General features: G+C 51.8%; 23 protein-coding genes, 1 tRNA gene and 1 pseudogene. 11 read left to right on the top strand and 14 right to left on the bottom strand.

Going from position 1 to position 25,722, the window contains the following annotated elements:
* The first annotated feature begins 80 nt into the window (after positions 1-80).
* Complete coding sequence (locus tag PGS10_RS12780) at positions 81-707, top strand: helix-turn-helix domain-containing protein (protein ID WP_316423063.1); 627 nt, start codon at positions 81-83, stop codon at positions 705-707.
* Positions 708-1,104: 397 nt separating this feature from the next.
* The gene (locus PGS10_RS12775) at positions 1,105-1,911 is read left to right on the top strand and encodes a DUF4225 domain-containing protein (RefSeq protein ID WP_047078687.1); all 807 of its coding nucleotides are present in this window, start codon (positions 1,105-1,107) and stop codon (positions 1,909-1,911) included.
* On the opposite strand, the gene PGS10_RS12770 is transcribed toward PGS10_RS12775, so the two are convergent.
* From PGS10_RS12770 to proB, 7 genes and pseudogenes are all read right to left on the bottom strand, one after another.
* Positions 1,908-2,222: a hypothetical protein gene (locus PGS10_RS12770; RefSeq protein ID WP_047078686.1), complete on the bottom strand. Its 315-nt coding sequence runs from the start codon at positions 2,220-2,222 to the stop codon at positions 1,908-1,910. The genes PGS10_RS12775 and PGS10_RS12770 overlap by 4 nt on opposite strands.
* Before the next feature lie 466 nt (positions 2,223-2,688).
* The gene (gapS4b, locus tag PGS10_RS12765) at positions 2,689-3,798 is read right to left on the bottom strand and encodes a GapS4b family protein (RefSeq protein ID WP_316423062.1); all 1,110 of its coding nucleotides are present in this window, start codon (positions 3,796-3,798) and stop codon (positions 2,689-2,691) included.
* Between the two features lie 4 nt (positions 3,799-3,802).
* Positions 3,803-4,720 (bottom strand): GapS4a family protein, encoded by a 918-nt coding sequence (gene gapS4a / locus PGS10_RS12760; RefSeq protein WP_047078685.1) that lies wholly within the window; start codon positions 4,718-4,720, stop codon positions 3,803-3,805.
* Between the two features lie 4 nt (positions 4,721-4,724).
* Positions 4,725-5,900: pseudogene (locus PGS10_RS12755) on the bottom strand (tyrosine-type recombinase/integrase).
* Positions 5,901-6,050: 150 nt separating this feature from the next.
* Positions 6,051-6,126 (bottom strand) — tRNA-Thr (locus PGS10_RS12750).
* Between the two features lie 114 nt (positions 6,127-6,240).
* Entirely contained in the window at positions 6,241-7,494 is a 1,254-nt protein-coding gene (proA, locus tag PGS10_RS12745) for a glutamate-5-semialdehyde dehydrogenase (protein WP_316423061.1), read from the bottom strand.
* Positions 7,495-7,504: 10 nt separating this feature from the next.
* Positions 7,505-8,608: a glutamate 5-kinase gene (gene proB, locus PGS10_RS12740; protein ID WP_015368077.1), complete on the bottom strand. Its 1,104-nt coding sequence runs from the start codon at positions 8,606-8,608 to the stop codon at positions 7,505-7,507.
* Between the two features lie 289 nt (positions 8,609-8,897).
* Here proB and phoE point away from each other — a divergent pair, with 289 nt between their 5' ends.
* Positions 8,898-9,950, top strand: coding sequence for a phosphoporin PhoE (gene phoE / locus PGS10_RS12735; RefSeq protein WP_015368078.1), 1,053 nt, complete (start codon positions 8,898-8,900; stop codon positions 9,948-9,950).
* Between the two features lie 63 nt (positions 9,951-10,013).
* On the opposite strand, the gene PGS10_RS12730 is transcribed toward phoE, so the two are convergent.
* Together PGS10_RS12730 and PGS10_RS12725 are read right to left on the bottom strand one after the other, a co-directional pair.
* Positions 10,014-10,580 carry a C40 family peptidase gene (locus tag PGS10_RS12730; RefSeq protein ID WP_026612390.1) on the bottom strand — a complete coding sequence of 189 codons (567 nt, stop codon included), beginning with the start codon at positions 10,578-10,580 and terminating at the stop codon, positions 10,014-10,016.
* A gap of 226 nt (positions 10,581-10,806) precedes the next feature.
* On the bottom strand, positions 10,807-11,604 hold the full coding sequence (locus tag PGS10_RS12725) for an AraC family transcriptional regulator (protein WP_316423060.1): 798 nt from the start codon (positions 11,602-11,604) through the stop codon (positions 10,807-10,809).
* Between the two features lie 101 nt (positions 11,605-11,705).
* Between PGS10_RS12725 and PGS10_RS12720 the strand changes: the two genes are divergently transcribed.
* Both PGS10_RS12720 and PGS10_RS12715 read left to right on the top strand, forming a co-directional pair.
* Positions 11,706-12,503, top strand: coding sequence for a sulfite exporter TauE/SafE family protein (locus PGS10_RS12720; protein WP_316423059.1), 798 nt, complete (start codon positions 11,706-11,708; stop codon positions 12,501-12,503).
* An 80-nt stretch (positions 12,504-12,583) separates the two neighbouring features.
* The gene (locus PGS10_RS12715) at positions 12,584-13,249 is read left to right on the top strand and encodes an HAD family hydrolase (protein WP_316423058.1); all 666 of its coding nucleotides are present in this window, start codon (positions 12,584-12,586) and stop codon (positions 13,247-13,249) included.
* A gap of 57 nt (positions 13,250-13,306) precedes the next feature.
* Here the strand turns inward: PGS10_RS12715 and phnE (PGS10_RS12710) are convergent, their stop codons facing one another.
* The 4 genes from phnE (PGS10_RS12710) to phnC all read right to left on the bottom strand — a co-directional run bounded on the left by phnE (PGS10_RS12710) (position 13,307) and on the right by phnC (position 16,946).
* The gene (gene phnE / locus PGS10_RS12710) at positions 13,307-14,191 is read right to left on the bottom strand and encodes a phosphonate ABC transporter, permease protein PhnE (RefSeq protein ID WP_316423057.1); all 885 of its coding nucleotides are present in this window, start codon (positions 14,189-14,191) and stop codon (positions 13,307-13,309) included.
* Positions 14,188-15,060: a phosphonate ABC transporter, permease protein PhnE gene (gene phnE, locus PGS10_RS12705; protein ID WP_046884032.1), complete on the bottom strand. Its 873-nt coding sequence runs from the start codon at positions 15,058-15,060 to the stop codon at positions 14,188-14,190. Before phnE (PGS10_RS12705) ends, phnE (PGS10_RS12710) begins: the two co-directional genes overlap by 4 nt.
* 69 nt (positions 15,061-15,129) lie before the next feature.
* Entirely contained in the window at positions 15,130-16,071 is a 942-nt protein-coding gene (phnD, locus tag PGS10_RS12700) for a phosphonate ABC transporter substrate-binding protein (RefSeq protein ID WP_015368085.1), read from the bottom strand.
* A gap of 32 nt (positions 16,072-16,103) precedes the next feature.
* Positions 16,104-16,946 carry a phosphonate ABC transporter ATP-binding protein gene (phnC, locus tag PGS10_RS12695; RefSeq protein ID WP_316423056.1) on the bottom strand — a complete coding sequence of 281 codons (843 nt, stop codon included), beginning with the start codon at positions 16,944-16,946 and terminating at the stop codon, positions 16,104-16,106.
* A gap of 804 nt (positions 16,947-17,750) precedes the next feature.
* Between phnC and ecpR the strand changes: the two genes are divergently transcribed.
* The 6 genes from ecpR to PGS10_RS12665 are packed head-to-tail and all read left to right on the top strand — an operon-like array spanning position 17,751 to position 24,518.
* Complete coding sequence (ecpR, locus tag PGS10_RS12690; RefSeq protein ID WP_047046016.1) at positions 17,751-18,293, top strand: ECP biosynthesis operon DNA-binding transcriptional regulator EcpR; 543 nt, start codon at positions 17,751-17,753, stop codon at positions 18,291-18,293.
* A 60-nt stretch (positions 18,294-18,353) separates the two neighbouring features.
* Positions 18,354-18,941: a common pilus major fimbrillin subunit EcpA gene (gene ecpA, locus PGS10_RS12685; RefSeq protein WP_047046013.1), complete on the top strand. Its 588-nt coding sequence runs from the start codon at positions 18,354-18,356 to the stop codon at positions 18,939-18,941.
* A gap of 57 nt (positions 18,942-18,998) precedes the next feature.
* On the top strand, positions 18,999-19,667 hold the full coding sequence (locus PGS10_RS12680) for a hypothetical protein (RefSeq protein ID WP_045391028.1): 669 nt from the start codon (positions 18,999-19,001) through the stop codon (positions 19,665-19,667).
* Positions 19,668-19,692: 25 nt separating this feature from the next.
* Complete coding sequence (locus PGS10_RS12675; RefSeq protein WP_047046010.1) at positions 19,693-22,218, top strand: fimbrial biogenesis outer membrane usher protein; 2,526 nt, start codon at positions 19,693-19,695, stop codon at positions 22,216-22,218.
* A 43-nt stretch (positions 22,219-22,261) separates the two neighbouring features.
* Complete coding sequence (gene ecpD / locus PGS10_RS12670; protein ID WP_227505038.1) at positions 22,262-23,854, top strand: fimbrial adhesin EcpD; 1,593 nt, start codon at positions 22,262-22,264, stop codon at positions 23,852-23,854.
* The gene (locus PGS10_RS12665) at positions 23,823-24,518 is read left to right on the top strand and encodes a fimbria/pilus periplasmic chaperone (RefSeq protein ID WP_015704522.1); all 696 of its coding nucleotides are present in this window, start codon (positions 23,823-23,825) and stop codon (positions 24,516-24,518) included. Before ecpD ends, PGS10_RS12665 begins: the two co-directional genes overlap by 32 nt.
* 17 nt (positions 24,519-24,535) lie before the next feature.
* On the opposite strand, the gene PGS10_RS12660 is transcribed toward PGS10_RS12665, so the two are convergent.
* On the bottom strand, positions 24,536-25,717 hold the full coding sequence (locus PGS10_RS12660) for an amidohydrolase (RefSeq protein ID WP_316423055.1): 1,182 nt from the start codon (positions 25,715-25,717) through the stop codon (positions 24,536-24,538).
* Positions 25,718-25,722 lie beyond the last annotated feature (5 nt).

Here is a 25,722-nt window from a genome sequence, read left to right as displayed (position 1 = left end):
ATTTAAAGCGAACTGCTACTTGCGAATAGACGCAATCTGCTGAAAACTATCAGCGAGATGGTGAACCACAGGGAACGGCAATGGCTGGACGTATTGACTATCAGATTGAAAAATTTCAGTTCATCGAGCGCAACGAATCCCCGCGTATTACCCGCCAGTGGGCGGAAGTTATTGCTGAATGTCAGCAGGAAAAGGTGAACAGTGAAACGCGTTTGCGTACTGCGTTGCTGAATGTCGACTACGCCACCAGCTTCGAACTGCCGTTTCGTTTATTGCTTATCCGCGCCCCGCAGCTGGTGGATCGCTTACGCCATGCGCTGGCGCTGAATCAAAAGAACGTGGTGATTAATGGTAAGAAGCGGGGCTGCGTTTACAGCCTGAAAGCCGATCTCAGCGCCGTTCCGGATGAGTTTCGTTATCGCTTTGTGAGCCGGATTATTCGCAGCGGGCCGGATGCGGTTTCCGCCGCGCCCTATCAGCAGCTGGCAAAAGAGATAAAGGCGCCGCGCGAGCGGTTACGTTTGGCGCTGGAAAGCGGCCTGCAGGTCAATGCGCTGGATGGGCTGTTCTGGTTTGGTATCCAGCGTATCGCCGCGGATATTTCGGCGCTGCGTTCTGCGGGAATGGCGATTACGACCGCGGAAGTGGAGGTGGCGGATAGCCTGACCAGAACGACGCGAATGATAGCGGCGTATCAGGTGGGGTGAGTTTTTGTCAGTAACCGGGATAAAGTGTTTCATAAAAGTTAGGTGGAAACCATATCCCGATATTGATGATATATATTTATCGACGTAACCCGAATCCATTCTATAAATTAATAGTTTTTGTATTAGTTAAAGTGGCAGGGGGAATATTAATGGTTTCCGGGAAAATAAATTTGCTGTAGGTTTGCTTTGTTGGTATTTAATAGAGAGAGTCGATTGAAATCAATAGTGCGGCTGTTTGGGAGGATTTATACTTCAAGTAAGATTACAGCCGTCAGGATGTCACCTGTGTATTATGAGAACATGTAATAAATGTCTTAGATATATTCCAGTGTTGCGTGAAAATGATGGGGAAAAGAAATCTGAAATAAAACAACCACATGTGTGGTGAGGAAGCATTATGGATATCACGCTGTTTAACAGGGGCTGGAATAGAACCTGGTCAGATACAATGGTGAATTTGGAAGCCCGGAAACTTATAGAAACAGCAAACAGGCTGTCAGCATTCCATCTGCATGATGGCCTGACACGGATAAAGTTCGTTGAAGAGATAAAACAGGTCGTAGAAAAAGAATTTGCAGCAGCACGGCGGGCCAAAACAGACGAGGAATGTGTCGCATGCATCAAAAATCTGCGCACTGAAACAAATAACCTGGAAGAACAAGGACGCCTGGTAAGAACCAGAGTCGCGCAGCTTTATGCAAAGATCGAGTTCGTTAGGGAAAATAATAAAATCGTCGGATATGTGATTTCAGCCATTCAAGTTGTGGTTTCTGGAATGGCTATTGCTGGCGGTGTTTTGATGGTTTCGACAATGACGCCTATAGGTATGCTGGCAGGAGCTATCCTTGTAATGGATGGAATCAATGGTCTCTCAAAAGAAATCATTCCTGGTATTTATGGCAAGGAATTTAAGACACAAGGGTTTGTAGCTGATGCTGCTATGGAAATGGCTCACTTTATGGGGTTCAAGCCGGAAACAGGACTAGCCCTTTATAACACACTTACATTAGGTGCGAGTGTTTATAGCATCTTCGGATTAGCAAGCAAACCTGAAGCGTGGAGGCTTTTTAGATGGATGCCTCGTGATTTCTATCGGCAGGTTGATACGATGAGTCGACCAAAATTAACAATGAAAATAGTAGGCTATGGACTCAAGGCTAAAGTTATTTTTGACTTGTTTTCCACAGAAGCGCCATACCATTAAACTCTATTTTTTCTCAAGAACCGCCAGGATTTGTAAGACAGGACTAGCGGCTGTAAAAATAGAACAATGACGATAGCGATCAGAATTGATATTCCACCACCAACCACGGTTTCTTTTGCAGAAAACAGTACTAAAATGATAAAAACCATCAGACAAGATGATGTTATCCATAAAATAACCCTGAATCGATTTGCCAGATCTTGGATCGCTTCCCCTAACGTTCCGCCGTAGCTTTCAATGTTGTTCTTTATCTTCTGCAAATCTGATGGTGTAAACCCAGAATGTAATAAAGCCTCATCAGTCACTTTCATATCCTATCATCCTTTATCTCGCAGAAAGTTGTTTCTCACTCGCTGATTGTGCAAACAATCATACTGATGGAATTTACCGTAATCCAGCCAAAACTTTGCGGCAGACACTATCTAACGCTTGGGTCGATAAGAACTTCGATGGAGGCGGAAGATTACTGTCATGATGCATTGTCCTTATTGTGGCCGCTCTCCTCAGGGATATACTCAGTATGTCGGAAGATCTCTAAAAGTGAATGGGCCGTTTTACCGGGATGCTTACACGGCGCGGCCTGAGGCCACCTTTGCACCTGCATTAAAAGCGGCCTCTTAAGCGGGCTGGCGTGGCGGGGAGAGCATTGTGCGCTGGAAATATAAATAATTATATATTCCACTTAAAGTGAATGCCGATTTGAAGAGCGATGAAAATTATGTGTTAAAGCCACCTTTACGCGGCTCTAACACATTAATCTAAAAATCACCAAACGAATTAATCAGAGATAACCTTATATAAATCATAGGCTTTTACTTTTTTCGCTTCAATAGTTTTCATAATGCTGGCTTTAATTTCATTAATTTTAGAAATGGGAGCACCTTTACCATTAAATGCTTTAAAATCAATAACAAGCTCAGCAACTTCTGATTTCTTAGTTGAATACTCAGGAAATTCATATGAGATCTTACACTCTGCATCATAGTCAATGTCTTGCATTGTGTAACTGGCTACAAGCTTTGATATTTTCAAATTTGGGTGAAGACTTTTATTTCTGAAGAATATTGACTCACCTAAAGTACCTTTTAGCTTTAATTCTTCAATATTTCTCTCCAACCACTTTAGATCATCTGGAAAAGTGGTTGTTTCATCCGGGTAGAAATCAACATCTATAATTTTTTGAAAATAAAACTCGTTTTGGATATGAGATTTTGCAATATTCTCAAGAAATAGTATTCTTTTAGCATTATCAAAATGATTAAATTGAATCTTTAATATCTCAGAGTCTTGCTTAATATGTCCTTGGGTCTTCAAATGAGAATTTAATTTTCTCAGTATTTTATCTGCAACTAACTTTGTTTCTTGAGATGTATGATTGAGAGAAATATTTACTTCTACATCATCTTTCTTCTCACTATTTTTTTCCAATTCAATTCTACCAGAAAAATACTGTTCTGCTTCATGCCAACCATTCATTAGGTCTATACGTTTTATGGTGAAGTCTAAAGCTATAGAATCATCATTATCTTTTACATAAAAGTCAGAAACATTTGTCACTTCATAATTACAAAAAGGATCATCAATCAAATCAGACAGGTTGAAATCATCACCTATAGAATCAATTAACGACTCTTCTGAGTCCCATTTCAGAGTCCTCATGTTAATTTTTGTGCTATGTTCTTTAGTTTTAATTCTATCATGAAGAAAATAGTACTCCGATGGACTCACTAGAGTTTTAATCAATAATGGAACTGTATTATTTTTTTCGTCACTAGAGCAAAAGACCCCCCGCCCTCTTAATACAGACTTTACTTCACTTTTACTTATCTTTGATTGAGACAAGAGAGTTTTTAAATTATCGCCGCTTGGCAAAATCATAGAGTCCATTATCTTACCCTCTAAAATCGGCATTGTAAGAATCAATTTCAATACTTATCTCTCTGTCAAGAGACAAACGTAATCTGTCCAAATCCTCTTTAGCATTTAACTTGTTATAATGACTAAATACGAATAAAAGATTTTTAGATATATCAGCTACTAAATCCCGTGTGCATGAAAGTAAATGCTCAATGCCATCAGCGGAAAATGGTTCAGAAGAAACCAAACAAATAATAGGTTGTTCTTGATTACCTCTTTCAATGACAAAAGGAATTATTGGGGAAGAAATATATTCAACTGGGAAGACTTTCCCGAAATACCTCTTACCCGTAATGGTAAGGTTTAGGGATGTTGGAGGGTAGAAAAAATTAACTTTATCATACCCGTATTTATTCTTTATATAAGTAATGCTCTCATATAAAAAAGATGCTCTTTTATTATCCACAACATGTATAGTTCTATATTTAAGATCACTGCTAATTTGTGAGTTCTTAATAGAACTAATAATATCTTGTTTATCCGGATTACTGTCATTGTTAATATAAAAAAGAACACCCGTATCAACTTTTTTACAACCATTATATCGACCCGCAGAAATCACCTGCTGATTGATTTCTTTTTTTAGCGAGGATTTTGCATAACACTCAATAGCTGTAGCAATATCTTCAAAATGACTTTTAAAGGTTGAAGCCACTTTAGAATAAGGATTTGAAGAATACTTTGATGACACTATTACATTTTCTATAGTTTTTGATTCTAACGGTGAATTATAGACAAATAATGCATCAATACCATGTGTATTTTTTTCATGTTTACGAGTGTGACAATCAACATATTTGTTTGTCGCATGGTTCTCCCATCCGAATATATTAAGAAAATGTGAGACTATATCCTCACCATAATCCCCTACTAGTTTAGAAAACTCACCCATGAGATCATCCTTTTATGTTAAATAAAAAACTTGAATACCATTGAAGTATAGACCGCCGTTTTTCAATGTATTGAGCATGATTATAAGTTCCTCGAATACAATTTTTATCGACATGGGCTAATTGCATCTCAATCCATTGTGAGTCATATCCTTTCTCATGCAAGATGGTAGAAAGCGTATGCCGAAACCCATGCCCTGTAACGCGTCCAGCATATCCAATACGCTTTATGACTTGGTTGATACTAGCCTCACTCATAGGCTTGTTCGGATCGTTCCGTCCCGGAAAAACATAACGATAGTTCCCTGTTATTATCTTGAGTTCATGGAGTAAATCTAACGCTTGGGTCGACAATGGCACAAGATGCGGCCTGCGCATTTTTATCCTTTCAGCAGGAATTTCCCAAATAGCGTTATCCAGATCAAATTCTTGCCATAATGCCGCGCGTAATTCGATGGTTCTCACGCCCGTAATCATCAGTAATTTCGTTGCTATCTGGACAAGCTTACTCCCGGTGTAACTCTCTAAGGCACGCAGAAATTCGAGTATCTCATCAGCTTTTAGGAACGGGAAATGATTGAATTGGTGTACTTCGAGAGCGCTGGAAAGATCTGCCGCAGGATTGTACTCCGCTCTACCCGTTGCAATTGCGTAGCGAAACACTTCAGAGCAACGCTGACGCACTTTCCGCATTTTCTCCAACGCACCACGTTTCTCAATTTTACGCAGTACGTTCAGCAGCTCTAGCGGTTTAATCTCACCCACAGGCCTTGTTCCAACATAAGGAAAAATGTCGTTCTTAAACGCTTCCATGATGTCTGATGCATATCCTGCCGACCATTTAGCAGATTTAAGTTGATGTCACTCTCTGGCTATCTTTTCGAAGGCGTTCTCTGACTCTGCTTGCAGAGCCAGCTTTTGCTCTTTTCGAACATCACTAGGGTTCTTTCCTTCTGCCACAAGTTTTCGAGCTTCATCACGACGGGAACGAGCATCGGCAAGAGTGATCGTTGGGTAAACACCAAGCGAGATCATCTTGGGTTTACCGGCATAGCGATAGCGGAACCGCCAGTTCTTGCTTTCATTAGGTTCTATAAGCAATGACAAGCCTTGCCCATCCCCAAGCGTATAGGGTTTATCTTCAGGCTTAGCGCGGCGAATCTGCATATCGTTTAAAGGCATGTGTATAGGAATCCATGACCGAACAGGAACATATACACATTCTTTATCGGATTCTACTGGATGGCTGCGGACGATGATGGACTAAAAGCGGTAAAATCGTTATAAATCAGGGTGTTTATGGATGAATACGGACATTTGGGGAAGTTGAAATGGTGCCGATAATAGGAGTCGAACCTACGACCTTCGCATTACGAATGCGCTGCTCTACCAACTGAGCTATATCGGCCCTGAAAGGACGTGTTCACCTGCGTGAAGCACGGGGTAGAAGGTTAAAACTAAGTGGGTGATGCGTCAATGCCCTTTCGAATCAAACGGCTACTTTTGCATCACCCGCTTAGCGTTAAGCACGAATGGTATCGTCGCCGAAGCCAATCCACTTATAGGTGGTCAGCGCTTCAAGACCCATCGGCCCGCGGGCGTGCAGCTTCTGGGTGCTGACCGCCACTTCCGCGCCGAGGCCGAACTGGCCGCCGTCGGTGAAGCGGGTAGAAGCGTTAACGTATACCGCCGACGAATCCACTTCATTAATAAAGCGATTCGCATGGCGCAGGGTACGCGTCAGAATGGCATCGGAATGCTGGGTGCCGTGCTCACGAATATGGGCAATCGCCTCATCGAGATCGGCAACAACTTTCACGTTCAGATCCAGCGACAAATACTCATCGTCGTACTGCTCCGCTTTCACCGGCTCCACCTTCGCCGGACCGTTCTGCAGAAGGGGCAGGGCGGCCGGATCGGCATGCAGCGTCACGCTGCTCTCCGCCATCTGTTTGCTCAGCGCAGGCAGGAAGGTATCGGCGATATTACGGTGTACCAGCAGCGTCTCAGCGGTATTGCAGGTGCTCGGGCGTTGGGTCTTGGCGTTAACGATGATCTTCAGCGCCGGTGCGATCTCGGCGGAATCGTCGACGAAAATATGGCACACGCCGATACCGCCGGTGATCACCGGGATGGTGGATTGCTCGCGGCACAGCTTATGCAGGCCTGCGCCGCCGCGCGGGATCAGCATATCGATGTATTTATCCATCTTCAGCATTTCGCCGACCAGCGCGCGATCCGGGCTCTCGATTGCCTGCACCGCGGCAGCCGGCAGGCCGCACTCCTGCAGCGCCTGTTGAATCACTTTCACCGTCGCGGCGTTGGTGCGCCAGGTCTCTTTACCGCCGCGCAGAATAGCCGCGTTGCCGGTCTTCAGGCACAGAGAGGCGACATCGACGGTCACGTTCGGCCGCGCTTCATAAATCACGCCGATCACTCCCAGCGGCACGCGACGACGTTCGATACGCAGGCCGCTATCCAGCAGACCGCCGTCAATCACCTGGCCGACCGGATCCGCCAGGCTACACACCTGACGCACGTCATCGGCGATGCCGCGCAGGCGCGCCGGCGTCAGCGCCAGGCGATCGAGCATCGCGTCGCTCAGACCGTTGGCACGGGCGTCGCTGAGGTCTTCGGCGTTGGCGCGCAGGATCTCTTCGGTCTGCGCTTCCAGATAATCAGCAATCTTGTTCAGAACCTGATTTTTCTCGCGGCTGGATAGCAGCGCGAGTTGGTAAGAGGCCGCTTTGGCCGCAATGCCCATTTGTTCCAGCATTTTCAGCTCCTTAACGGGTAATCATATCGTCACGATGGACGGCCACCGGGCCGTATTCATAGCCGAGGATGGCATCGATTTGCTGCGAGTGCTGCCCGGCGATCAGGCGCAGGGCGTCGCTGTTATAGCGGCTCACGCCGTGGGCGATATCGCGGCCTTCGCTACTGCGGATTCGGATAACTTCGCCGCGGGAGAAATTCCCGCTGACGGTTTTGATGCCTTTTGGCAGCAATGAGCTTCCTCTTTCCAGAATAGCCTGGGTCGCCCCGGCATCGACGGTGATTTCACCGGCCGGCGGCGCGCCGAAGATCCAGCGTTTGCGGTTCTCCAGCGGTGATTCCTGAGCGTGGAAACAGGTGCCCACCGGCAGGCCTTCCATCGCGTGGCCGATAACGTCCGGGCGGTTGCCGGCGGCGATAATAGTATCGATGCCAGCGCGACAGGCGACGTCCGCGGCCTGCAGTTTGGTGCCCATGCCGCCGGTGCCGAGGCCGGAAACGCTATCGCCTGCGATGGCGCGCAGCGCGTCATCGATGCCGTAGACATCTTTGATAAGCTCGGCCTGCGGATTGCTGCGCGGGTCGGCGGTAAAGAGCCCCGGCTGATCGGTCAACAGCAGCAGTTTATCGGCGCCGGCGAGAATGGCCGCCAGGGCGGAAAGATTATCGTTGTCGCCGACTTTGATTTCAGCGGTGGCGACGGCGTCATTCTCATTAATGACCGGCACAATATTGTTATCCAGCAGCGCGCGCAGGGTATCGCGGGCGTTGAGGAACCGCTCGCGATCTTCCATATCGGCACGGGTCAGCAGCATCTGGCCGACATGAATGCCGTAAATAGAGAAAAGCTGTTCCCATAGCTGGATAAGACGGCTTTGGCCGACTGCCGCCAACAGCTGTTTTGAGGCAATGGTGGCGGGCAGTTCAGGGTAGCCGAGGTGTTCACGTCCGGCGGCGATGGCCCCGGAAGTCACAATCACAATGCGGTGCCCCATGGCATGCAGCTGCGCGCACTGGCGCACTAACTCAACGATATGGGCGCGGTTCAGGCGGCGGGATCCGCCCGTTAAAACACTGGTGCCCAGTTTTACCACCAGCGTCTGGCTATCACTCATGATTTTCTGCCGTTCAAAAGGAATATCGAGATCGAGCTGATGTTGTAACAGGAGTCAGGCCGCTTGCCAACTGCTGGCGTATTGGTCAAGCCATTTTATTGCGCGGATCGGGCATTCTGCGCAGGCCAGGTGACATATTTATGACGGAAATATTTAAACATTCTTTTTTATAAAAAGTTCCATTTCGTCATAAATATTTAACACTACAGCGTTAAAAAACCTCCAGTTTTTGACGGGGCCTTCGCCCGGAATTGATAAGCGCGTGTAAATAAATCACCAGGACCACATAATGAAAAAGCGTTCACTGGCATTAATGATGATGGGTTTTGTTGCTTCTTCGGCTTCACAGGCAGCGGAAGTATACAATAAAGACGGCAATAAACTGGACGTGTACGGCAAAGTGAAAGCCATGCACTACTTCAGCGATTATGACAGCAAGGATGGCGACCAGACCTACGTTCGCTTCGGTATCAAAGGCGAAACGCAGATCAACGATCAACTGACCGGTTATGGCCGCTGGGAATCCGAATTCTCCGGCAATAAAACCGAAAGCGATTCCTCGCAGAAAACCCGTCTGGCGTTTGCCGGCGTGAAGTTAAAAGAGTTTGGATCATTTGACTATGGTCGTAACCTCGGCGCGCTGTACGACGTTGAAGCCTGGACCGATATGTTCCCGGAGTTCGGCGGCGACTCTTCCGCGCAGACCGATAACTTCATGACCAAACGCGCCAGCGGCCTGGCGACCTACCGCAACACCGATTTCTTCGGCCTGGTCGATGGTCTGAATATGACCCTGCAATACCAGGGGAAAAACGAAGGCCGCGAAGCGAAAAAACAGAATGGCGACGGGTTCGGCACCTCTTTAAGCTATGATTTCGGCGGCAGTGATTTCGCCGTCAGCGCGGCTTATACCAGCTCTGACCGTACCAACGATCAGAACCTGCTGGCGCGCGGCCAGGGTTCCAAAGCGGAAGCCTGGGCTACCGGCCTGAAGTACGACGCCAACAATATCTACCTGGCGACAATGTACTCTGAGACCCGCAAGATGACGCCGATCAGCGGTGGTTTTGCTAATAAAGCGCAGAACTTTGAAGCGGTCGCCCAGTATCAGTTCGACTTCGGTCTGCGTCCGTCTCTGGGCTATGTACTGTCGAAAGGCAAAGATATTGAAGGTGTCGGCAGCGAAGATCTGGTCAATTATATTGACGTCGGCCTGACCTACTACTTCAACAAAAACATGAACGCCTTTGTGGATTACAAAATTAACCAGCTGAAGAGCGATAATAAGCTCGGTATTAACGATGACGACATCGTCGCGCTGGGGATGACCTATCAGTTCTGATAAAACTGAGCGTAATAAAAATATAACCGCGGCCCTGAACGCCGCGGTTTTTATTTGTCAGGATTAGCGGTTTTTCGCCAGATGCAGATCGTCGTTATTCATGGTGATCTGCGCGTTATATTCCTTCGGCAAGCGCCGCGCCTGATAAAAGACGCGGTTCCAGTACGGATTATCCAGCGACGAACGCATGACGCCCTGGCTGGCGGAGGCGTGCAGGAAGTTGTGGTCAGTATCGTAGAAACCGACGTGCATGCCGCCGTGAATGCGGAAGAAGACTAAATCGCCAGGCCGCAGCTGCTGCTTGCTAACGCGCACGCCCATATGCAGAAGATCGCCGGTGGTCACGCGGTCCATTGGCAGATTAAAGCGGTCCTTCAGCGTACGCCAGACGAAGCCGGAACAGTCAACGCCGCTCTGGTCGGTGCCGCCCCATTCATAAGGGGTGCCGTCCCAGGTATGCATCTGATCGTGCAGGGCGGCCAGCACCGGTATCAGATCGTCGGAGCCGCTGTCGATAGGCTCGTAATGATGCTGCGCCACCGCCTTGGGCGGTTTTTTTGGGGAAGATGAACATCCTGCCAAAATCAATAAAGGAACAAGTAATAAAGCGTGGGTGAGTTTGGGCTTCATGTCGTTATTTTCATGTTAGGGATCGACCGTCGCCATTTATAGCGTATTCAGGGAAACGTCAGAATGATGAAACGCAAAATTTACGAAAACTTACGTACTGCAGGCATAAATTCGCCGGTACCGTAATAAGCACATTTTTCAGATAGTAAACGCGGTGATTTTATTTATTAATAAATGTTTACTATCTAAATCAAAATATAACAGGCCAGAATCAGGATGTTCTTATTTATCTGGTGCGAGAGGCAGGCGTTCCTCCTTTAAGATGGCGGATAAAAGAGGCTGGCGCATAGCCCATCGCTTTGCGAAACATGGCAGTAAACGCCGCCGGATGCTCATAGCCAAGGCTTAACGCCACGTCGGTAATGCTACGGCCTTCGCGCAGGGCGCTGAGGGAGTACATCAGGCAGGCTTTATGACGCCAGTCGCGAAACGCCATCCCGGTCTCCTGCAAAAAGTGGCGGTTGAAGGTGCGCAGGCTTTGACTCATCTTTTTGGCCCACTGCTCCGGTGTACTGTGAATGTCCGGCTGAAGGAGAAACGCGCTGCATAGTTCAGCCAGCCGCGGATGTTGCGGTAGCGGCGTAAACATCGGCAGCGGCGGGGCGGCCTGCAGTTCAAACAGTAATAGGGCGATAAGCGCCGCATCATGTCCGCTCTCTTCATACAACAGCGGCAGCTGGCAGGCGGCCAGCAGCAGTTGATGCAGCAGCGGCGAAACCTGCAACACTTCGCAGCGCACGCCGGCGCGCGGCGCGTCCTGCGGTTCGATATACAGACTATGGGTGCTCACGCCCGGCATCCAGACGCGATGCGGTTTATTAGCGGGTATCCATACGCCGCTGAACGGCGGCACCAGCCACTGACCGTCATCGGTTTCGACTTTCATCAAGCCATTCACGGCATAAAGAAACTGCGCTCGCCGGTGATGATGGCGCGGTAAAAGGGTGTCAGGCGGATAATCGCTCCCCAGACCCAATACCCGGCGCGGCAGATGATCGACTTCGTTAATCGCGATATTACGCATGCATACTCCCCTGGCTGAAAATCGTAATATATTGGCCATTAATCGTAAGTCAGCCATTCCGCTATTCTATATCGTTACCTCCCTGAATGGAGGAACGGTAGATGATATTTGGGCTTTTTGTTTGCGGACTGTTGTCCGGGATAACCACCTGGCTGTTTGGTTTCGGCGGCGGCTTTGTTACCGTGCCGCTGCTTTACCTGTTGCTGAGTCATCAGGGCGCAGTAGGCGGTCAGGCGATGCAAATAGCGGTGGCGACGTCGGCGCTGGTGATGCTGTGCACGTCGCTGTTGGCAAGCGGCCGTCACCTGCGCGCCGGAACGGTTCACTGGCGCTCCCTGCTGCCGATACTTGGCGGCATCGCCATCGGCGGTATTGCCGGCGCGGCGCTGGCGCTGAGGGTCAACGGCGAGTGGATCCGCTGGCTGTTCATTTTGTACCTGGCGGTGACCATCGTGGATTGCTACGTTCGCCCCGGCTTTATGGCGCCGTCGGCCGCTTGCGCACCGTCGAGCGCGGGGCGCGAGACTATTCTTGGCGGCGGAATTGGCCTGATTGCCGCCTTCCTTGGCGTCGGCGGCAGCGTGATGACCGTGCCGCTGATGCGCCGGCGTGGCGCGACGATGGCGCAGGCCGCGGCGATGGCCAACCTGCTGACCCTGCCGCTGGCGGCGACCGCCAGTCTGGCGTGGCTGCTGATGGCGCCGATGGCGACGCTGCCCTCCGGTTTCATCGGTAATATCTGGTGGCTGGCGGCCGGACTGCTGGTGGCCGGGAGCTGGCTGGGATTGCGGGGCGCATCGCGCTGGTTGGCAAAACTTCCCGATCGCTGGCACGTGCGGATCTACCCGCTACTATTGCTACTGGTGCTGCTGGCGATGTTTTTTGGCGGGGTAGGCTGAAACGCAGCCGGATCATGCTCCTGTCATCTTCTTTATACATGCTCTCGCAGGCTTATATTGCTGATTATGGAAAATGACCGATGTCTAATGCTATGACGATTTTCGATCTGGATAACACCCTGATTAAAGGGGACAGTAGTACGCTGTGGAGCCAGTTCATGGTGCGTGAAGGCTGGGTGAGCGACCCGGAATATCTGGCGCGCGAAGCGCTGCTGATGGCGGATTACGACCGCGGGGAAATGAATATCGCCGATTATGTCGCGCTGATTCAGGCGCCGCTGATTGGCATCCCCCTGGCGCAGGTGGATACGCTGGTGGCGCGATTCGTGCGCGAAAAGGTGTTGCCGCGGGTCTACCCGCAGGCATGGGACGTTATTCGGACCCTACAGGCGCGAGGGGAAAAAATGTTGGTGATCTCCGCCTCGGTAACGCTGCTGGTGCAGGCGATAGCCGCCGAGCTGGGGATTGAACAGGCGTTGGGTATTGATGTTGAAATGGCGGATGGCGGCTACAGCGGTGTGATTGCCGGTACCCCGAGCTATCAGCAGGGTAAAGTGACGCGCCTGGCGCAGTGGCGCGAGGCGCATCCTGACTATGCTGGCGAAGTCACTTTTTATACCGATTCGATAAACGACCTGCCCCTGTGCCTGCATGCGGATCGCGTGCGGTTGGTCAACCCGTGTCCGCAGCTGCTGGCAGCCAACGCCCGACACGGCTGGCCGGTGCTGGCGTGGCGGCTCGAATAACGAGACGTTTTCCCTGATTCGTAGCCCCGGTAAGCGCAGCGCCACCGGGGGAGGGGGTTATTGCTGACTTTGATACAACGGCACCACGTTGCCGCCAATATAACGGCGGCGTAGCCAGGCGGAGAGGGTATCCATCACCATGACCACCGCCACCAGCAACAGGGTAATAAACATCACCACGTCCCAGTTCCACAAACGCATATTTTCCGCGTAGATAAGGCCAATCCCGCCCGCGCCGACAAAACCTAACACCGCGGCGGAACGGGTATTGGATTCAATCTGATATAAACTCAGCGCCAGGAAAGTCGGGAACGACTGGGTGAAAATGCCGAAGCGGTGTTTCTGCAGACCATTAGCGCCGACGGCGGTGAGGCCGCGGCCAGGCGAACGGTCTACCGCCTCGTGGCCTTCAGCATACAGGCGGCCCAGCAGGCCGGTATCCTGCATAATAATCGCCAGTACCCCGGCCAGCGGCCCAAGCCCTACGGCGCGCACGAAAATGAGACCCCAGATAGCCATATCGATACCGCGCAGCATGTCGAACAAGCGGCGCATCAACATGGCGATAATGCCGGGAATCACGCCGCGCATAATATTGCGCGCGGCCAGGAATGACAGCAACAGCGCGATGACCGTCGCGGTAATCGTCCCGGCGAAGACGATAGCAAGCGTAATGGCGATTTGCGTGAAGTAATAGGCAAACGGCCAGTTCCAGAAGTCGTGCCAGACGAACATCCGTAGCAGATAGCGTCCCATCTGCTGTAGACCGGTCGCCAGTTGTTCGCTGCTAATACCGAACTGCATAAAGAACCAGGCGTAATAAAGTACGCTCGCCAGCGCCAGCAGGCCGACATAGCGCAGGTATCGCCCCTGGGTCTTATACAGCGCCTGATGCTGGCGGCGGCTGGTGGCGATATCCGGTTGATGTTGCCATTGACTCATTTTTTCCCCTCCAGAACCCACTGGCGCAGGCGGCCGGAAAGCATATCCAGCAGCGACACCACAATAATGATCAGCAGCAGCGTCATGCTGACCTGATCGTAACGATCGAGCTTAATGTTGGTCATCAGCTCCTGGCCGATCCCGCCGGCGCCCACCAGACCAAGAATGGTGGATGAGCGGAAGTTAATCTCAAGGCGCATGAAGCCGTAGGAGAGAAAAATCGGTTTCACCTGCGGCCACAGGGCAAAGCGCACCTTCTGCAGCGCCGATGCTCCGCAGGCCGCCAGCCCGCGAACCGGTTTATCCTGCGCGCTTTCCACCGCTTCATAGAACAGTTTGGTCAGGCTGCCAACCGTATGCAGCATCAGCGCCAGAAAACCGGGGATCGCCCCGATACCGAACGCCATGACGAAAATGACCGCCCAGGCAAGCTCTGGCATGGTGCGTAAAAAGGCTACCAGCACGCGAACGGCGAAGCGTAGCGGCGCGGGTGACCAGGCATTATTGGCGGCGAGGAAAGCCAGTATGGTCGCTACCGCGACCGCCACCAGCGTGGAAGCCAGCGCCAGCTGCAGCGTCTCCCAAATCAGCGGTAGCTGAATCGGCAGGCGATAGCCCCAGTACGCCAGCGAGCCTTTGGTATGTGAATCGGCTAACAGAACGCCCGGATGCAGCGTCGGCAGCGTCTCGAACATATAGTCGAGAAAGTTTGGCAGAGAACGCCAGATGGTGAACAGATTAAACTCGGCGGCGTGCCCGGCGGCAAAGTAGAGCGCCAGCAGCACCAGCGACCAGCCGAAGGTATCGCGCTTTTGCCGCGTCCTGACCTGCTGGTAGTAACGTTCGAATTCGGTATGGGTATTATTCATGCGGCGAAAAGGTCTTTAACGTAGCGCCGCCGTCCGCATTGACTTGCGGGCGGCGGCATCGGTGCGGGATTAACGCGCGCTAACCAGCTCGCGTTTCATATCGATGATCTGCTGGAAATCGGCCACGCTGCCCGGGCCGATGTGCTGGGTTCCGCCCATCGCTTTCACGAAACAGGCGTGATCGTCGGTATCCAGTTTTTTAAGCGCGGTGACGACTTTGGCTTTGAAGTCCGCCGGCAGCGCATTGCTCACGAGGATCGGGCCGTTCGGGATCAGCGGCGATTGCCAGATAATCCGTATTTGCTTCATCAGATCCGGATGATCCATACGAATCAGGCGATTAAAAGCGCCCACGCTGTAGCCGCTGTTGTAGTCGCCGACCATTGAGGTCCAGGTGACCGCGCCGGCAAACTGGCCGTTCAGTACGCCGAGAATGTCCTGCTCGTGGCCGCCGGAGAAGGTGACGCTGGAGAAGAAGTTATTGTATTTGTTGTCCGCGTCGCCGCCGAATTTCTGTTTAAAGGCGTGGTTCGGAATTAAATAACCGGAAGTGGAATCCGGGTCGGCGAAGCCAAAAGCTTTGCCTTTTAAATCGTCCAGCGTTTTATACGGGCTGTCAGCTTTGACGATGACCACCGAGTGGTAGCCGCGGGACTGATCTTTATCATCAACGGCGATACCGACAATATCGACGGCTTTCGGGTTATTGATATAGACCGAGGCATAAGAAGAAGGCGACATACTTAATACGACATCGACTTTACCGCCCAGCAGTCCCTGAATGACGCCGGAATAATCGGATGAGTTACGTAATTTGGTATCGACCTTCAGCTCTTTATCAAGAAACTGTTTAACGCATTGGTTATCGCCAATTTGCTGCGTGGCGTTTTGACCGCCGAGGATCCCCAGATTTAATTCCTTTGGCTGTTCAGCAGCGCTCGCTTGCCACGTCAGTAACAGAGCTGCGATTGCTGCGGATAAACGAACTGCGCCATTAATATGTTTGTTCATTATTTTGCCCGTGTGTTTTTAACTAAAGGAAATTAATGCAACTGGCTAATTTCATCGCCATACAGCTGATGCAGGACATCCTGAGTCAGCCGTGCGGGATGATCGTCGAAAATGATGCGGCCTTTGGCGACGCCAATCACCCGCGTGCAGTACTCTTTGACCAGTTCGACCGAATGCAGGTTGACCATCACGCTAATCCCCTGGCCGCTGATTTCCCGCAGTACGTTCATAATTCGCTGGGTGTTTTTGGGATCGAGCGAGGCGACGGGTTCATCCGCCAGCAGGATCCCGGGGTTTTGCATCAGGGCGCGGCAAATCGCTACGCGCTGCATCTGGCCGCCGGAGAGGTTTTCCGCCCGCTGTAGGGCGTGCGGCAACATATTCATCCACTCGAGAAGAGAGATGGCGCGTGCCCGGTCGGCGTCGGGGAAAATCTTAAACAGCGACTTCAGGGTTGAGGTCTGACTCAGGCGACCGAGCAGTACGTTAGTCAGCACATCAAGACGCGGTACGAGGCAGAAATCCTGGAAAATCATCCCGCACTCGCTGCGCCAGGCATTGAGCGCGCGTCCTTTCAGGCGTGAAACATCATGCGGCATACCAACTTCCGGAAAGCTGAGAATTTCACCGCCGGTGGCGCTGTGAGTGCCGTTCAGGACATGCAGCAGGGTGGATTTCCCGGCTCCCGAGCGGCCTATCACTCCCACCAGCTCGCCGGCATGGAGGTCAAAGCTGATGTTATCGAGAACGGTTTGCTGCGCATTATAAGATTTACTCAGGTTGCGCACGCTTAAGACTTTCCGCTGCCGGGTTGGGGCGATGGGCGTAATTAGCGAAAATTCGGTTTCCGCCACCGCGGCAAGAGAGCTGTTCATAAGAGTGTCCTGGTTCGTCATAAACTGGTCACTATTAATCGCGTTTTGTGTGAACTTTCGATGACGGTAAGGCGAAAAAATAATGAAAGCGTGATGAAACGCTTATCTGCAAGGTAAAAGAAACATGCCAGCGGCAAACATAGCGTGATTGGCTACACTAATGAAAATGAGAGCAAATAAGAAAGAAATATGAGAACTAATCTCATTCTCTTAGATATCATTCTTTCATGGGATTAATAGTCCTCTGCAAGCGGTTTTTTTGTTTATGTTTAGGCATTTTGTGCGGTGCTTAAAACCATTCATGCAGCTTATGAATGGTTTTATCGTCTTATAATTGGCTATTTTATGGTATTATATTCTTACTTTTGTGTGTTATTAAGATTTTTCGCAACGTCATTTATCTTATCTATTAAGAATATTCCTAATGAAATAGGGTTATGATCCTGGACGATATAATAACCGATTAGGATTGTAGGAATTTTCGATCAATAACCACATGAAATTAAATGTTTTTTGTTTTTGAGCAAAAAATAGGATTTCGCCAAAAAGCAAAAAATTGACATAAATGAGAATTAGCTTCACATCCTGCTTGTTGACACTTAATCAGAAAAAACCTAAATTTGAATCCAACAAAAAATATAAATCGATAAATAATTTCGGCATTATTAATGATTAAATAATGGCGCTGGTATTTTATTATAAATAATTTCAACAGGGGTTAATTGCAGGTTTAGACTCTGCAGGCCTGGCTATCGGCAATGGGGTGAAAGGTAGTATTTCCAGGATGAAGAGGATAAACAGTATATGGACGATCAATGCTCCCTTGATAAGTGTATTTGGCCAGCACATGATACTTATTTTTTAAAAGGCTTATCGGAACTCATTTTAGACATTGAAGAGCTTCTTTATTTGTCATTGGATAAAATATGTAAGGACTTTTTGTTTATCAATCTGAGTACTAATGCATTAAATTACTTTATTCGCTATGACAACGACTGGTTAGCTAAGGCCAAGGGCAAACAAATCATTTTGATTGCCGCGAGAAAGTCGGAAGCGTTAGCCAATTATTGGTATTACAACGGTGATATTCGCGGCGTGGTGTATGTCGACCTCGCGCGCGATATAAGAAAAGAACTGGCCTATGTAATTAATGGACGGTTTCTGCGCAAAGATATTAAGAAAGAAAAAATTACTGACCGGGAAATGACGGTGATCAGAATGACGGCCCAGGGAATGCATCCGAAATCTATCGCCAGAATTGAAAATTGCAGTGTGAAAACTATTTACACCCATCGGCGAAATGCTGAGGCCAAGCTGTATTCGAAAATTTATAAATTAGTTATGTAACGTTTATTTAGTGGTACACCGGGACGACTTGTCCTTAATTAAACTCAGGATGAAAAAGCTATGAAAAAAAAGGTTATTGCTATTGCTCTGGTAACGGCGTTTGCTGGAATGGGTGTTGCTCAGGCTGCTGATGTTACTGCTCAGGCCGTGGCTACCTGGTCTGCAACCGCGAAAAAAGACACTTCAAGCAAACTGGTTGTTACCCCGCTTGGCAGCCTGGCTTTCCAGTATGCCGAAGGGATTAAGGGCTTTAACTCACAAAAAGGTCTGTTTGATGTTGCGGTTGAAGGCGATACCACGGCGACTGCCTTCAAACTGACTTCACGTCTTATCACTAACACGCTGACCCAGCTGGATACCTCCGGCTCAACGCTGAGCGTGGGCGTGGATTATAACGGCGTCGCGGTAGAGAAGACTGCTGACACCATTATGATCGACACCGCTAACGGCGTGCTGGGCGGCAACCTCAGCGCACTGTCTAACGGCTACAACACCGCAGGCCGCACCACCGCGCAGGACGGCTTTAACTTCTCCATCATCAGCGGTACCACCGACGGCGCCACCGCGGTAACCGATTACAGCACGCTGCCGGAAGGGATCTGGAGCGGTGACGTGAGCGTGCAGTTCGACGCCACCTGGACCAGCTGATTTTCTCGTAGCACCGGGCAGGGGGACTCCCCCTGCCTCTTCAAGGACTGAACGCTTATGAAAAAACATCTTCTGGCCATTGGTCTGCTGCTGGGGCTGGCGAATCCGGCGCTGGCGCTGGATGTCGGCGATATCTCTTCCTTTATGAACAGCGGCAGCAGCACGCTAAGTAAAGAGATCAAAAATACCACCGATAGCGGCCGCTTAATCAACATTCATCTGGAACGTCTCTCTTCACCGCTGGAAGGCGGCAAGGTTATCCCGATGGATAAACAGGACGAAATCCTGCTGACCCCCGCCAGTTTGTTGTTGCCTGCAAAGGCCAGTGAAGTGGTGCGCTTTTTCTACAAAGGCCCGGCGGATGATAAAGAGCGCTACTACCGCATTGTCTGGTTCGATCAGGCCTTAAGCGATGCCCAGCGCAATGGCTCCCAGCGCAGCGCCGTGGCCACCGCTTCAGCCCGCATCGGCACCATTCTGGTGGTGGCGCCGCGTCAGGCTAATTTTCGCTATCAGTTTGCCGGCGACACGCTGACCAATACCGGTAACGCCACCTTGCGCATTATCGCCTACGGCCCGTGTCTGAAAATCGCCGATGGCAAAGAGTGCAAAGAAAACTACTACCTGATGCCGGGGAAATCGCGTCGCTTCACGCGCGTCAATATTGCTGACAAAAAAGGACGGGTCGCGCTCTGGCAGGGCGAGCAGTTTGTTCCCGTGAAATAGACATGTGTGCTGATGGATTAAGACTATGCCTTTACGACGGATCACCCCTGGACTGAACGCGCTACTTGCCTCCGGCATGGTTCTTTTGCTGGCGCCTTATAGCGACAGCATGGCCGCCGAGCGCGTGCAGCAAATCGGCGGCGTGATTATCCCGCAGGCTTTCAGCCAGGCTTTGCAGGACGGCATGAGCATTCCTCTGTTTATTCATCTTGAAGGCAGCCGCGATAATCAAAACGATCAGCGTATCGGCGCCGCGTATATCTGGCTTGATGGCGATGTGCTGCGGGTCCGGCAAATCACCCTTGAAGAGGGCGATGACAACGCTCGCGTCAGCGACGAGACGCGTCAACAGCTCAGCCGTTTATCCAATGAGGCTTTCAACGACGCGCTGAAGATCCCCTTAACCGATGCCGCGCAGCTGCAACTTAGTCTGCGCCAGCTGCTGCTGCAACTGGTGGTGAAACGTGAGGCGCTGGGAACCGTGCTGCGGTCGCGCAGCGAGGATATTGGCCAGTCGAGCGTTAAAACTTTCAGTAATAACCTCACCTATAACCTCGGGGTCTACAACAACCAGATGCGTAGCGGCGGCAGCAATACCTCCAGCTATCTGTCACTCAATAGCGTTAGCGCGCTGCGCGAGCATCACGTGGTGCTCGACGGCTCGCTGTACGGTATCGGCACCAGCCACCAGGACAATGAACTGTATAAAGCGATGTACGAGCGCGACTTCGCCGGGCACCGTTTTGCCGGCGGGATGCTGGATACCTGGAACTTACAATCGCTGGGGCCGATGACCGCGATTTCGGCCGGTAAAATCTACGGCGCGTCGTGGGGCAACCAGGCCAGCTCTACGGTATTTGACAACAGCCAGTCGGCGACGCCGGTGGTGGCATTCTTACCGGCGGCAGGCGAGGTCCACCTGATGCGCGACGGGCGCCTGTTAAGCGTGCAGAACTTCGTCATGGGTAATCATGAAGTTGATACCCGAGGCCTGCCGTACGGTATTTACGACGTTGACGTCGAAGTTATCGTCAACGGAAGAGTGGTCAGCAAACGCACCCAACGCGTCAACAAGCTGTTTACTCGCGGACGCGGCGCGGGCGCGCCGCTGGCCTGGCAAATTTGGGGCGGCAGTTTCCATATGGACCGCTGGTCGGAAAGCGGTAAAAAGACGCAGCCGGCGAAAGAGAGCTGGCTGGCGGGGGCGTCGGCTTCCGGATCGTTGAGTACGCTCAGTTGGGCGGCCACCGGCTACGGCTACGATAGCAACGCCGTCGGCGAAACGCGCATTACGCTGCCGCTAACCGAGGCGGTGAATATCAACCTGCAAAACATGCTGGCCAGCGACAGTTCCTGGAGCAGTATCGGCAGCGTTAGCGCCACCTTGCCCGGCGGCTTTAGCTCGCTGTGGATTAACCAGGAAAAGACCGTTATCGGCGATAAGCTGCGCCGCAGCGATGCTGATAACCGGGCGATCGGCGGCACGCTGAACCTGAACGCCCTATGGTCAAAACTAGGCACTTTCAGCATCAGCTACAACGATGACCGCCGTTACAACAGCCATTACTACACGGCGGATTATTACCAGACGATTTATAGCGGCTCTTTTGGCTCGCTAGGCCTGCGCGCGGGCTTACAGCGCTATAACAACGGCGATAGCAACGCCAACACCGGGAAATATATCGCCCTCGATTTATCATTGCCGCTGGGCAACTGGTTCAGCGCCGGGATGACCCATCAGAACGGCTATACCATGGCCAACATTTCGGCGCGTAAGCAGTTTAATGAAGGGGCGATTCGAACCGTCGGCGCCAATATTTCGCGGGCGATTTCCGGCGATACCGGCGACGACAAAACCTTAAGCGGCGGCGCTTATACGCAGTTCGAAACGCGCTACACCAACGGCACACTGAACGTTAACAGCGGCGCCGACGGCTACGTGAACACCAACCTGACCGCCAGCGGCAGCGTCGGCTGGCAGGGGAAAAACATCGCCGCCAGCGGGCGAACCGACGGCAACGCCGGAGTGATCTTCAATACCGGGCTGGAAGACGACGGCAAGCTCAGCGCTAAGGTTAACGGGCGCATCGTGCAGCTCAGCGGTAAACGCAACTACCTGCCGCTGTCGCCGTACAGCCGCTATGAAGTCGAACTGCAGAACAGTAAGAACTCGATCGACAGCTACGACATTGTCAGCGGCCGTAAGAGCCACCTGACGCTTTATCCCGGTAACGTGGCGGTGATCGAGCCGGAAGTGAAGCAGATGGTCACCGTCTCCGGGCGCATCCGCGCCGAAGACGGCACGCTGTTGGCGAACGCGCGCATTAATAACCATATCGGACGCACCCGTACCGATGAGAACGGTGAATTTGTCATGGATGTCGATAAAAAATATCCCACCATCGATTTTAGCTACGGCGGAAATAAAACCTGTGAAGTGGCGCTGGAGCTCAGCCAGGCGCGCGGCGCGGTGTGGGTAGGGGACGTGGTATGCAGCGGTCTCTCTTCATGGGCGGCGGTGCAGCAGACAGGAGAAGGTAATGAAAGCTAAGTGGCTACTCGCTTTGGCGACGCTGACGATTGCGCCGCTGGCGATGAACGCTAAGGCGGCGGTGACAAAATATTCTGAAGCCGCTGCTCCGGCGCGCGAATTTGTCTTTGTCGAGAACAACTCTGATGACAACTTCTTTGTCACCCCTGGCGGCGCGTTGGATCCCCGTCTGACCGGCTCAAACCGCTGGACCGGATTAAAATCAACCGGTTCTGGCGATACCGCGTACCGTCAGGTCAGTCTGGGTTATATCGATGATGGTCACAACCATGGGATCTCCGCTAATTACCGGTTTGATATGTGGCTGGATAATGCGCCGGTCTCTCACCCTTTACTGGGTTTACGGTGTATTAACTGGTACTCGGGATGCGATCTGGCAACCAGCCTGATTTTACCCCAGTCAACCGATGCTAATGGATTTTACGGCGTCTCAACGGGGAGCGGGACGAAATGGCGTCATGGGATGATGTCCGATGCCTTTTATCAATACCTGCAGCAGATGCCGATCGGCGGTAGTTTTACGATGACGATTAATTCCTGCCAGACATCGGTCGCTTACGATGCGAGCAAAGGCGAGCGTTGTAAAGATCAGGCGTCAGGTACCTGGTATATCCGCGACGTAACCCATACCAAAGCGGGGCACTTACGCCTGATAAACACCCACTCACTGGCGGAAGTGTTTATCAACAGCGACGGCGTGCCCACGCTGGGTGAAGGCAATGCCGATTGCCGTACACAAACGATTGGTTCTCGCTCCGGTTTAAGCTGCAAAATGGTTAACTATACGCTGCAAACTAATGGATTAAGCAACAGCTCGATTCACATTTTCCCGGCTATCAGTAACTCTGCGTTGGCATCGGCGGTAGGTAACTACGATATGCAGTTCAGTCTTGATGGTAACTCATGGAAACCAGTCAACGGCATTCTGCAGTATTACACTTTTAACGAGATGAAGAGCTCTGATTCTATCTATGTCTTTTTCTCCAGTAACTTTTTCAAGCAGATGGTGGCGTTGGGCATTAGCGACATTAACACCAAAGATCTGTTTAACTTCCGTTTTTATAACACCACTTCGCCGGAATCCGGCTGGTATGAATTCTCGACATCCAATAGCCTGATTATCAAACCGCGTGATTTCAGCATCAGCATTATCTCCGATGAGTACACCTCGGCGCCTACGCGTGAGGGTTACGTCGGCAGCGGCGAACCGGCGCTGGATTTCGGCTACATCGTCACCACCAGCGGCAAAACCGCCGCCGATGAGGTGTTGATTAAAGTGACCGGCCCGTCACAGGCGATTAGCGGGCGCTCGTATTGCCTGTTTAGCTCGGCGGACGGTACCGCGCAGGTGCCGTTTCCGGCGTCGCTCTCTTTCATTACCCAAAGCGGGGCGACGAAAAGTTACGACGCCGGCTGCGACGATAGCTGGCACGACATGACCGATGCGCTATGGCTTACCACGCCGTGGACTGATATTTCCGGCGATGTGGGGCAGATGGATAAAACAACGGTGCGCTTCTCGATTGCTATGGACGATCCTATCTCGCTGCGCACCATCACCGACAACGGCTGGTTTGGCGAGGTCAGCGCTTCAGGAGAGATTCATGTCCAGGCGACGTGGCGTAACATTAATTAAGCTGACGCTGGCGAGCCTGTGGCTGCTGGCCGCGCCGCTGGCGCAGGCGATTTCTGTCGGTAATCTGACCTTTTCGCTGGCCTCTGACGCTGAGTTTGCGGCGAAAAGGGTTATCAACAACAATAAAAGCGCGCGGCTGTATCGGGTGTCGGTGGTGGGTATCGACCGGCCCGGCGGCCATGAGGTTCGTGCCCGCCCGGCGGACGGCGAACTGCTGTTCGCCCCGCGCCAGCTGACGCTGCAGGCGGGCGAAAGCGAATATTTCAAGTTCTATTATCACGGGCCGAAGGATAACCGCGAACGCTACTATCGGGTCTCGTTTCGTGAAATTCCCACCCGCAACCTGGTGATGCGCGCCCCGGCAGGCGGGCAGATCAGCATGGAGCCGGTGGTGGTGATGGATACCATTCTGGTGGTACGCCCGCGGCAGGTTCAGTTTAAATGGGCGTTCGATAAAGCGGCGGGGAGCGTCAGTAATACCGGCAATACCTGGTTTAAGCTGCTGATCAAACCGGGATGCGACACCACGGAAGAGGAAGGTGACGCCTGGTATCTGCGCCCCGGCGATGTCGTTCGCCAGCCGTCGCTGCGTAAGCCCGGCAACCACTACATCATCTATAACGAGAAATTTATTAAAATCAGCAATGACTGCCCGGTGAAATAGCCGGGCAATCGCCTGAATTATTCCTCGTTCAGCAACTGACTCACCAGCGCGATATGGGTCTTAATGCCGACCGCCAGCGCATCTTCGTCGATGCGAAAATGCGGGTTGTGCACGTTCCACGTCGCCCCTTTTTGCGCATTGCCGCAGCCGATAAACAGAAAGGTGCCCGGTACTTTTTCCTGATAGGAGGAGAAATCCTCGCTGCCGAATAGCGCCTTATCCTGCAGCTGTAGCGTGCCTGCCGGGAAGTGGCGGGCTATGGCTTCGCGGGCGATATGATTGGTGGCGTCGTGGTTGTTGCCCACCGCATAGCCCTGCTGCCATTTAATCTCGTAGCTGGCGCCGTGGGCGGCGGTGATGCCGTCGATAATCCGTGCCATCAGCGGCGGTACCGCCTCGCGTACCTGCTGGCTATGGGTACGCAGCGTCCCGGCCAGCCGCGCGCTGTCGGGGATCACGTTATAGCTATCGCCGGCCTGAAAAGTGGCGATAGTCAGCACCGGCGCGTTGCCCGGATCGATATTGCGGGCGACGATCTGCTGCAGCGCGCCGACCACTTCCGCGCCGATGGTCACCGGATCGATACAGTGCTGTGGCATCGAACCGTGGCCGCCTTTGCCGCGAATGGTGATATCAAAGTTATCGCTGGAGGCGACGTACACACCCTCTTTCAGGGTTATCACGCCAACCGGGCTGGTGGGGAAAACATGCAGGCCGAAAATATGTTCGACGTCGTCAACCACGCCCAGTTCAACCAGCTCACGTGCGCCGCCCGGCGGCACCTCTTCCGCAGGCTGGAAGATGAATTTAATGCTGCCGTGCAGCTGTTCGCGAAGCTGGCACAAGACTTTCGCCGCCCCCATCAGCATCGCGGTATGCGCGTCGTGACCGCAGGCGTGCATTACGCCGGGCTTCGTTGAGCAGAATGCTTCACCGCTCTCTTCCTGTAGCGGCAGGGCATCGATATCGGCGCGCAGCGCCCACATTGGCCCAGGATGCGCGCCGCGCAGTACGGCAATCACGCTATTTTCCAGCGGGCGGCTTATCTCTAGACCGGCAAACGGCGCCAGCTCGCGGGCGATATAATCGGCGGTCGGCTTCTCGTTAAACGACAGATCCGGATGGGCGTGGATATGCCGACGCCAGCGCAGCGCTTCCTCGGCCGCGGCGGAAATGAATTGTTCAGTGGCGTGTTGCATCAGTG

It is taken from the genome of Klebsiella sp. 141153 (genome assembly GCF_032601995.1).
Taxonomy (GTDB): Bacteria; Pseudomonadota; Gammaproteobacteria; order Enterobacterales; family Enterobacteriaceae; genus Klebsiella; species Klebsiella aerogenes.
The sequence above is the reverse complement of the archived record's forward strand: the minus strand, read 5'-3'. Positions and strand labels throughout refer to the sequence as shown.

Bases quoted from the DNA above. Each gene is read 5' to 3' on its own strand.
- ecpA (WP_047046013.1), top strand. From the start codon at position 18,354: ATGAAAAAAAAGGTTATTGCTATTGCTCTGGTAACGGCGTTTGCTGGA.
- phnD (WP_015368085.1), bottom strand. From the start codon at position 16,071: ATGAACAAACATATTAATGGCGCAGTTCGTTTATCCGCAGCAATCGCA.
- PGS10_RS12720 (WP_316423059.1), top strand. From the start codon at position 11,706: ATGATATTTGGGCTTTTTGTTTGCGGACTGTTGTCCGGGATAACCACC.
- PGS10_RS12775 (WP_047078687.1), top strand. From the start codon at position 1,105: ATGGATATCACGCTGTTTAACAGGGGCTGGAATAGAACCTGGTCAGAT.
- proA (WP_316423061.1), bottom strand. From the start codon at position 7,494: ATGCTGGAACAAATGGGCATTGCGGCCAAAGCGGCCTCTTACCAACTC.
- PGS10_RS12770 (WP_047078686.1), bottom strand. From the start codon at position 2,222: ATGAAAGTGACTGATGAGGCTTTATTACATTCTGGGTTTACACCATCA.
- PGS10_RS12725 (WP_316423060.1), bottom strand. From the start codon at position 11,604: ATGCGTAATATCGCGATTAACGAAGTCGATCATCTGCCGCGCCGGGTA.
- gapS4b (WP_316423062.1), bottom strand. From the start codon at position 3,798: ATGGACTCTATGATTTTGCCAAGCGGCGATAATTTAAAAACTCTCTTG.
- phoE (WP_015368078.1), top strand. From the start codon at position 8,898: ATGAAAAAGCGTTCACTGGCATTAATGATGATGGGTTTTGTTGCTTCT.
- ecpR (WP_047046016.1), top strand. From the start codon at position 17,751: ATGGACGATCAATGCTCCCTTGATAAGTGTATTTGGCCAGCACATGAT.
- PGS10_RS12665 (WP_015704522.1), top strand. From the start codon at position 23,823: ATGTCCAGGCGACGTGGCGTAACATTAATTAAGCTGACGCTGGCGAGC.
- PGS10_RS12660 (WP_316423055.1), bottom strand. From the start codon at position 25,717: ATGCAACACGCCACTGAACAATTCATTTCCGCCGCGGCCGAGGAAGCG.
- gapS4a (WP_047078685.1), bottom strand. From the start codon at position 4,720: ATGGGTGAGTTTTCTAAACTAGTAGGGGATTATGGTGAGGATATAGTC.
- phnE (WP_046884032.1), bottom strand. From the start codon at position 15,060: ATGAATAATACCCATACCGAATTCGAACGTTACTACCAGCAGGTCAGG.
- phnE (WP_316423057.1), bottom strand. From the start codon at position 14,191: ATGAGTCAATGGCAACATCAACCGGATATCGCCACCAGCCGCCGCCAG.
- PGS10_RS12715 (WP_316423058.1), top strand. From the start codon at position 12,584: ATGTCTAATGCTATGACGATTTTCGATCTGGATAACACCCTGATTAAA.
- PGS10_RS12675 (WP_047046010.1), top strand. From the start codon at position 19,693: ATGCCTTTACGACGGATCACCCCTGGACTGAACGCGCTACTTGCCTCC.
- phnC (WP_316423056.1), bottom strand. From the start codon at position 16,946: ATGAACAGCTCTCTTGCCGCGGTGGCGGAAACCGAATTTTCGCTAATT.
- proB (WP_015368077.1), bottom strand. From the start codon at position 8,608: ATGAGTGATAGCCAGACGCTGGTGGTAAAACTGGGCACCAGTGTTTTA.
- PGS10_RS12780 (WP_316423063.1), top strand. From the start codon at position 81: ATGGCTGGACGTATTGACTATCAGATTGAAAAATTTCAGTTCATCGAG.
- PGS10_RS12730 (WP_026612390.1), bottom strand. From the start codon at position 10,580: ATGAAGCCCAAACTCACCCACGCTTTATTACTTGTTCCTTTATTGATT.
- PGS10_RS12680 (WP_045391028.1), top strand. From the start codon at position 18,999: ATGAAAAAACATCTTCTGGCCATTGGTCTGCTGCTGGGGCTGGCGAAT.
- ecpD (WP_227505038.1), top strand. From the start codon at position 22,262: ATGAACGCTAAGGCGGCGGTGACAAAATATTCTGAAGCCGCTGCTCCG.